The organism is Blautia sp. CGZ-1-C1, from assembly GCF_056504575.1.
The window spans coordinates 1-7,240 of record NZ_JBWLUT010000076.1 but is presented as its reverse complement, the minus strand read 5'-3'; the positions used below and the strand labels follow the sequence as shown (position 1 = coordinate 7,240).

Below are 7,240 nucleotides of genomic sequence, written 5' to 3'. Positions count from 1 at the left end.
AAATTATAAAGTTTGAATTTGAAAAAGTCCTTAAAAATAAAATTGTCATAGGAAGTTTAGTAATAAGTTTTATTGTTCTTCTTCTAGGTATTTTCTTTGTTGGATATAACTATTCACAATTCAAAATGAGTGAAAGAAATAATGTCAACAAAGGATTTCCTAAAAATATAGATACTATCATCAGTCAAAAATATGCGGGGGACTTTACAGACAAAAAAGTACAAATGATATTATCTGATTCTATGAATCAGTTTCAGGAAAATGAAGAGAAAGGAGTTACCGATAAACCTTTTTATTTATTCTACTGGCAAATGGGCGACAATTTTTTTGACGATGACAGCGAAAATATTTACACAGAAATGATTCAAGCATATAATTGGCAATAACTATTGCTAGATGATGTATCAGTTTATTTTATTCTCTCGTGATTTAGGATTCACAGAATTTGAAAAGCCTTTACAAATAGGTAATTATGTTCCGTGGGGAGATTCCTTTTCAGTAATTGGAAATATAAACCTGCTCATATGTGTTTTGACTATTTTAATTTGCTCACAATATTTTCCAATGATACTTCAAAGAATGTGAATCCAAATTTATTGATTACCAAATTAGGCAGAAATAAATGATTTTTGTGATTATTGTAGGAACGGTGATTCCTCTATGTACATTGATTTTATTTCATCTTCTGAACGCAGGCATTTTTTCGCTCATGTATGATACTAGCGGGTGGAATTCAAGTATTCAGACAAATTTGTCAATGGGGTTATTTCAGTTTCCTGTTGAATGGAATCATTTGCAAACATACTTAATTGTTGTGCTTTTGCAAAGTATAGGAATTGTATTTGTTTCTAGTTTTACATTATTGATTTCTTCCTTTGCAAAATCACCTATAACTTCACTTTCTGTTTCATTGGGTATGTTTTTACTACCACAACTACTTTTTGCAGATATTCAGAAAAGGAATATTAAATAAGCTATTATATTTCTTTCCTATTAACAATTTAAATGCTCAAAAAACTCTGGAATTACTAAGTTCAGAAAAATCATTTTTGATGAGTTCATTTATTCAGAATTTAATGGTAGTCTTTTTGTTTTTGATTACTTTGAAAATTATTTTTGATTTTATCACTTACAGACATATGAAATCATGGCATTTTTCATAAAACTGAATTTTCAGAAAGGGAAACAACAAACTCTGTTAATGATATTTATGAATCAAACAAAGGAAAAAATAGAATGGTTATTATGTCCAATCTGTAGTAATAAAACTAGATTGAAAGTACGAAAAGATACGGAATTAATAAATTTTCCTTCTATTCTGTCCAAAATGCAAAAAAGAAAGCTTAATCAACGTAAACAATTTAAAAGTAACCATTGTAAAAGAGCCAGACGCAAAGACGCAGAGCCGATAATACCGAGAATGAGTTAAGAATTTCTTGGGTTATCGGCTTATTTTATTGAATATGCAAGGTGGAGGATTACTTTGTCCTCCACTTCCTTTGATTTGATGATTCCGTCAGCAACGCTTTCCATGATAACCAAATCCTTATCGGACAAGTTATCAAGTCGTTTTTCCAACTGTCGTCTTCTGGTGCTTTTTTCCAGATCAGACGCAGGCAGGAAAAATTCATCAACGGAAACATTAAGTAATGATACAAGGTCATAGAACACCTGTAAACTTGGGTGTTGCCCTTTGTTTTCGATATTTGTTAAATAGCGTGGGTCAATCTCAATCATTGCTCCCACTTGCTCACGAGTTAATTTTTGCTTTTTACGAGCTTCTTTGATTGCAAGACCAAAAGCTCTAAAATCATATTTATCTTCTTTTTTACGCATATGTAATCACCTCACTATATTTTACTGTTCCTGTTGATTTTCTAACAGGTATAGAAAAACGTATAATATGGTTTGTGAATTCCTATTATGCGTATAAAACCAAAAAAGGTACTGCCTAGCGGTAAATAAAAAAACCGTTATTAACAGTATCATTTTTGCGTGTCAAAAAATATCATTACTTCAATGGCGGTTTGATAAGCCGCCTTTTTCTTTTTCCATCAAAAAACAGCATATTGGTTTAGCGGCTTTGGGAGGTAGCCGCATTGAAAGACCTGTATGCTCCGCTTGTCAATCTATGAAAGTCTATTATTTCAGATAATGGATTTTCACAGACTGACAAATACAGTCGGGTGTTCTTTGACAACTGAATAAAGCAATCAGATACGTTTGATATGCAGCGAGCCAGCGGAAATTGTACGCCATCACATACCTTGCCATGCTTGGAAATGATGATTTACTGGCAGCAGATGAAATGTTTGACAATCTTTGCGACAGATTTGAAAATGTCAGCAATATAGCTGGTAGGAAATTTTCTGTCAATGGATATGAATTTATCGGCATGAACTATATTTTAGACCATCCGTTCGGTTGTAAAGACAGGGTTGTTACAGAAACACATTATATTCCGCAGCGTCAGTTAAGTCCTGTAGCCGGAATCTCTAATGCTGTTGATTATGACAGGATTTACAACTGGCTGGAATATTCCAGAACAGAATTACCGCATATGTGTGATGTGCTGAAGAAACTTCCATTGCCGGACGATAGACAAAAAGCGGTTTACGTTATGCACATGCCGCCTGCGGGATTGAGATTAGGACAGTTGCGCTATCAAGATTTGGATATAGGCTCTGTTGATATTTACGAATTTCTGAAAGAAAAACAGCCACTTCTTTCTCTGCACGGACATATACATGAAAGTCCTGACACAGAGAAAGGAAAGTGGATAAACCAGATTCATCAGACAACCTGTATTCAGACTGGACAGACGGAACTTAATGACAAATACATGGTTTATGCGGAGATTGATTTGCAGGAAAAGAAGTATGAACGCAAAGTAATCAGTGTAGATTAGCAGAAAGACACCAGAAATGGTGTTTTTTTGTTGGAAGAAATGAGGTGGGATTATAGGAAAAACAGTACAGTCCAATACAATAAAAATAGGAAATACGACCTTTTATGTAACGTCAGTGTTCTCCGGTACAGTGGATTTGCAGCATTTGATTAAAAGGCTGATTCAAAAGGAAATCGAGCAGGAAAACAATGGATATTAAATTGAGAACAGTGTAATAAGCGGCTGAAAATAATTAAGTAGCGTGGTATAATATTAACAGGATATAAGTTGTTTGTTTGCTGTTGGAAAGGAGTAAAAATGACGAAACAGCAAGCAAGATTAAGAGTTAGATTATATGCACGTTTATCCAAAGATGATGGTGACGCTGATAAAGAAAGCAACAGTATCACAAACCAGTTGCAAATGCTCCGATATTATTCAAAGGAAAAAGGATTTGAAATCATTGACGAGTATGTAGATGATGGCTATTCCGGCACAACATTCAACAGACCGGATTTAAACCGCATGATTGAGGACGCTATGGAAGATACACAGCCTAGTGGAATCATGGTAAAGGATATGTCAAGGTTCGGTCGCAACAATGCCATGTTCATGTATTACGTGGAAGAAATCTTCCCGAACAATGACATTCTCTTTATCGCACTGAATGATGATGTTGACACAAGATATGAGGATAACGAGATGATGCCATTCAAATCTATTATGAATGAGTATTATGCACGTGATACCTCAAAGAAAATCCGAAGCGTCAAGAAAACAACTGCTTTAAGTGGCGGGTTCTGCGGTTCATTCGCTCCGTATGGTTATAGGGTTGACCCGAACAATAAGCGTAAACTACTGATAGACCCGGAAACAGCGCCTATCGTCAAGCGTATTTTTGAAATGTCGAAACAGGGAAACAGTGTTCATCAGATAGCAAGAACATTGTGTGAAGAAAAGATTTTGATTCCGAGAGCCTACAGAGCAATGAAGAATGGCACGCTGGAAACAAGCACAGGGTTCCGATTCCCTACCGACTGGGTTGGAAAAATGTTAAGATGATTTTGGAAAATCAAGTGTATCTCGGTCATATGGTATCGCACAAGACACAGACAAAATCATTCAAGAACAGAAAACTGGTAGCGGTTCCTAAGGAAGATTGGATTGTTGTAAAAAACACCCATGAAGCTATCATTGATGAAGAAACCTTTGAACTGGTACAGAAATTCATCAGTGTAAAGAAAAGATATGCCATAATTCATGGTGACGAGTTCAGTTGCCTTGAATAACAGATGAACAGGGACACGATCAACTGGATTCGGATAAAACGAAAACAGGAGGTCGCTATGAAGAAATTGAAAAAGCATATCCATGATGACAGTAACGGTCTGGACTATGTTCTGGTCGGAGACTACTATATTCCAGACTTACAGCTGCCGGAGGAAAGCCGCCCAATCGGACGGTGGGGACGGATGCACAGGGAATATCTGCAAGAGTATTGTCCCGACCGGTACAATGAATTGCTTCTGTCTGGAAAGCTGTGGACATATCTTGCCGATCTGGATGAGCAGGCACAGAACCGTCTGGATTGTATCATTGCCCAGATAAAAGAAACAGAGGGAGTCACGGAGGAATTGAAAGCAAAAGACCAGCTTGCATGGGTCGGTCACATGAACAGCATACGCCACCGGGCAGAGGAAGTCATTCGGTCTGAGATGATTTTCGTCTGAGAAGGTGGAAAAACTGAGGCCATTCACTTTTATAGTGGATGGCCTTTTTGCTACCTGCGCTTTTTTTTTTTGGCATATAATACGGCTGTGACTTGGCTTTTCCCCGCATATTGTTTGGGTTTTTAAGCAGTTTGGACAGGCTCAGTATCCGCAGAAAAGCCGAAAAGTCCTCGGATGAAATTTTTTCAAAAGGAATCTGCATTTTATCACAGAACTCATGGATCATAGCTTCTGTGTCGGTTCCCATCTGTATGGCCTGTTCAAAATTCTCTTTGACCTCATCCAGTGTTGGCTGTGGGTCGGCTGTGGTCTTGTCTTTCAAATGGGCTTCCCGTATATCCCGGACAATGCTGTCCAGATCATCATGAAGGATATGGCTGTAAAAATCGTTCTCCTGTACCTGACCCAATTCCAGCGTCCGCATATACAGATCATTTTCTCCAGGTGCGTGTTCTTTAAGAATGGTCTGCCGGGTAGCTTCCAGAATCAGATTCATCTGGTTCACCCGCATATCAGCGAGCTGGTCAATAAAGATTTCCATATCAACCATCAGCCGCAAAAAATTTGGATGAGTCGCCAGTTCACAAAGCAGGCGGTTGTTGATCTTTCCGCTGCTCAAAAGTTCCACCATAGCGTCACTCAGATGCAGAGCTTGAAGCTCCGTGTTTGGGTGATTTTTATTTTCTGACACGCCCATCAGATAATCAGTGGACACTCCGTAAAACTTTGCCAGTGTCGCAATCGCAAATGGGCTGATGTCTTTGTAGTCATCGCTCTCATATTTCCCCAGTGCCGACTTAGACAGGCCGGTCTGTTCTGCCAGCTGTTCCAGCGTCAGGTGCTTATCCACCACTTGCAGGTCTTTGAGCCGTTCCGGGATTGACAGTTTTGTGTACATCAAAGCACCTCCTTGCCATCGGTTTTTGTTTTTCATTATAGCACATTTCCGAGAGCGTGGAAATATGCGGTTTTCATGTGTTTTTCCTGCGTCTTGGACATACGGGAGCAGCCCTCTTTTTTCGGTAAACTGGTTCTTGTCAGGAGACATAGAACCTTGAAAAATGAATGACCGACTGCAAGGGGGACGACCTCCGGGGAAGTGACGCCACGATAAGAGCGCACCAAAGAGGACAATACGCTGGGAGAGAATCCGGGCAGGAATATTTTGCAGACAGACCGGCAGACAGAAAAATAAACGATGCGGAACATACCGCATCAAATGAATGGAGGTAGATCATTATGAAACTGAATATGAAGGAAAAGAAAATTCTTTACGCTTACGCCTGCCCCAGCCATCACAACACAGTGACAAGGCTGAAATGGCTGACAGCATTGACTGTTGACCCGGAGGCGAAAAGCCAGATGCTTCATCTTGCTCGTAAAATTGAGACAGAGACAGAGGAAAGGTGGTACGAAGCCTTTTACCATCATCTGCGTATGGAGATGGACGAATACCGCCGGATTAGACGCAGTCTGCGTGCGCTGAAAGCAAACACCGATTATGAGGAGGAACTGTATGAGGAAGCTGTCTAAATATGAAAAAGAAACCATCATCAACTGGAATGAGGGCGAGACGATTGCCAGTATCTACACCTTCAATGCCAGCTTGAAACGCAGACTGGAGGATTTCAGCCGGAAGTACCCTCTGCTGTGCCGCTTGGAACGCAGTACGCCGGAAGGTAGCGTGACCTATGTGATGGACAAGTCACGACTTTCGATCCGGCTGGTGCCGCCGTACAGCGAAGAACGGCTGGCAGCTGCAAGGGAGTACGCAAAAGAGCATGGCTTTCAGGTCATACAGACAGAAGAAAAAATCGCTTAAAATGAGGGCGATTTACGAAAAAATATCGGGTCTGCACCCGCTGTTTTGATCGGCAATTTCCGCAGGCGTATTCTGTATCCACTTCTCGCCTATGGGCGTAAATGTACGGATACGGAGCCGGTGAAACTGGCAAAAACCGCTTCTGCGGTGAAGGCCAGCTTCGCCGGTGCGGGAGTACAGAGGGCAGCCAGCCCTTTGTGCCGGGGTGCAGGGGCGGCAGCGCACTGCTGGGGTCAAGGGGCAATGCCCATTGGCGGGTTGAGGGCAGCCAGCCTCATCGGGTCAAGGGTGAAACGCCTTGCCCAGGGAAAGTTGATGCCTGCGTCAACTTATACTGGGTATTACCTGACGCAAAACTTCGCAGGTCTGGCGGCTTTGCCGCCCTCCCCAGCCCAGAACATCTTTGCAGGAAGGAGGAAAAATGTTTGAAATTAACAAGACACAATGGACGATCTGGGAAGCATGGCACTTACAATCCCCGGCACAATGACCGTCGGTTCGATGTAGAAAATAGCGAACACATTGACGCTGAGCGTGCCAGACAAAATGTGTACTGGGACTGTTACCGGGGCTTTACCACCCACGACTTTCGGGAAAACCCAGAGCAGCCGGATTTCAGCTTTGAGGAAATTGAACGGATGTATTACTACGAGCATTATGCCGACCATGTCAATGCTCAGAACGCCCGGAACGAGAAAACCCGGCACATTGAGCGCAATCGCACTGTGGATGATCTTTTGAAAAATAACAAGACCTGTCCAGAAGAAAGCATCTACCAGATCGGCACTATGGAAGAATCCG

General features: G+C 41.0%; 10 protein-coding genes and 2 pseudogenes. 10 read left to right on the top strand and 2 right to left on the bottom strand.

The window, feature by feature from the left end:
* The 3 genes and pseudogenes from AC058W_RS05695 to AC058W_RS05685 form a co-directional block, all read left to right on the top strand.
* Positions 1 to 386: hypothetical protein (locus AC058W_RS05695; RefSeq protein ID WP_479389813.1), on the top strand; the 386-nt coding region annotated here is incomplete at its 5' end.
* A 236-nt stretch (positions 387 to 622) separates the two neighbouring features.
* On the top strand, positions 623 to 973 hold the full coding sequence (locus tag AC058W_RS05690) for a hypothetical protein (RefSeq protein WP_479389812.1): 351 nt from the start codon (positions 623 to 625) through the stop codon (positions 971 to 973).
* A gap of 237 nt (positions 974 to 1,210) precedes the next feature.
* Positions 1,211 to 1,412: pseudogene (locus tag AC058W_RS05685) on the top strand (cysteine-rich KTR domain-containing protein).
* 37 nt (positions 1,413 to 1,449) lie between these two features.
* Here the strand turns inward: AC058W_RS05685 and AC058W_RS05680 are convergent.
* Entirely contained in the window at positions 1,450 to 1,836 is a 387-nt protein-coding gene (locus tag AC058W_RS05680) for a helix-turn-helix domain-containing protein (RefSeq protein ID WP_479389811.1), read from the bottom strand.
* 412 nt (positions 1,837 to 2,248) lie between these two features.
* Here AC058W_RS05680 and AC058W_RS05675 point away from each other — a divergent pair, with 412 nt between their 5' ends.
* The 4 genes from AC058W_RS05675 to AC058W_RS05660 all read left to right on the top strand — a co-directional run bounded on the left by AC058W_RS05675 (position 2,249) and on the right by AC058W_RS05660 (position 4,617).
* On the top strand, positions 2,249 to 2,908 hold the full coding sequence (locus AC058W_RS05675) for a metallophosphoesterase family protein (protein WP_243098798.1): 660 nt from the start codon (positions 2,249 to 2,251) through the stop codon (positions 2,906 to 2,908).
* A gap of 297 nt (positions 2,909 to 3,205) precedes the next feature.
* Positions 3,206 to 3,949 carry a recombinase family protein gene (locus AC058W_RS05670; RefSeq protein WP_479389810.1) on the top strand — a complete coding sequence of 248 codons (744 nt, stop codon included), beginning with the start codon at positions 3,206 to 3,208 and terminating at the stop codon, positions 3,947 to 3,949.
* On the top strand, positions 3,946 to 4,176 hold the full coding sequence (locus AC058W_RS05665) for a recombinase family protein (RefSeq protein WP_479389809.1): 231 nt from the start codon (positions 3,946 to 3,948) through the stop codon (positions 4,174 to 4,176). Before AC058W_RS05670 ends, AC058W_RS05665 begins: the two co-directional genes overlap by 4 nt.
* Positions 4,177 to 4,233: 57 nt before the next feature.
* Positions 4,234 to 4,617, top strand: coding sequence for a TnpV protein (locus AC058W_RS05660; RefSeq protein WP_119251489.1), 384 nt, complete (start codon positions 4,234 to 4,236; stop codon positions 4,615 to 4,617).
* On the opposite strand, the gene AC058W_RS05655 is transcribed toward AC058W_RS05660, so the two are convergent.
* Positions 4,589 to 5,515: a helix-turn-helix domain-containing protein gene (locus AC058W_RS05655; RefSeq protein WP_479389808.1), complete on the bottom strand. Its 927-nt coding sequence runs from the start codon at positions 5,513 to 5,515 to the stop codon at positions 4,589 to 4,591. The two genes, AC058W_RS05660 and AC058W_RS05655, sit on opposite strands and share 29 nt — an antisense overlap.
* A gap of 341 nt (positions 5,516 to 5,856) precedes the next feature.
* On the opposite strand from AC058W_RS05655, the gene AC058W_RS05650 reads away from it, so the two are divergent.
* The 3 genes and pseudogenes from AC058W_RS05650 to AC058W_RS05640 all read left to right on the top strand — a co-directional run.
* Positions 5,857 to 6,150: a hypothetical protein gene (locus AC058W_RS05650; RefSeq protein WP_002594258.1), complete on the top strand. Its 294-nt coding sequence runs from the start codon at positions 5,857 to 5,859 to the stop codon at positions 6,148 to 6,150.
* Entirely contained in the window at positions 6,134 to 6,439 is a 306-nt protein-coding gene (locus tag AC058W_RS05645; protein ID WP_055271589.1) for a hypothetical protein, read from the top strand. Before AC058W_RS05650 ends, AC058W_RS05645 begins: the two co-directional genes overlap by 17 nt.
* Before the next feature lie 425 nt (positions 6,440 to 6,864).
* A pseudogene (locus tag AC058W_RS05640) lies at positions 6,865 to 7,240 on the top strand (serine/arginine repetitive matrix protein 2); the annotation flags it as partial.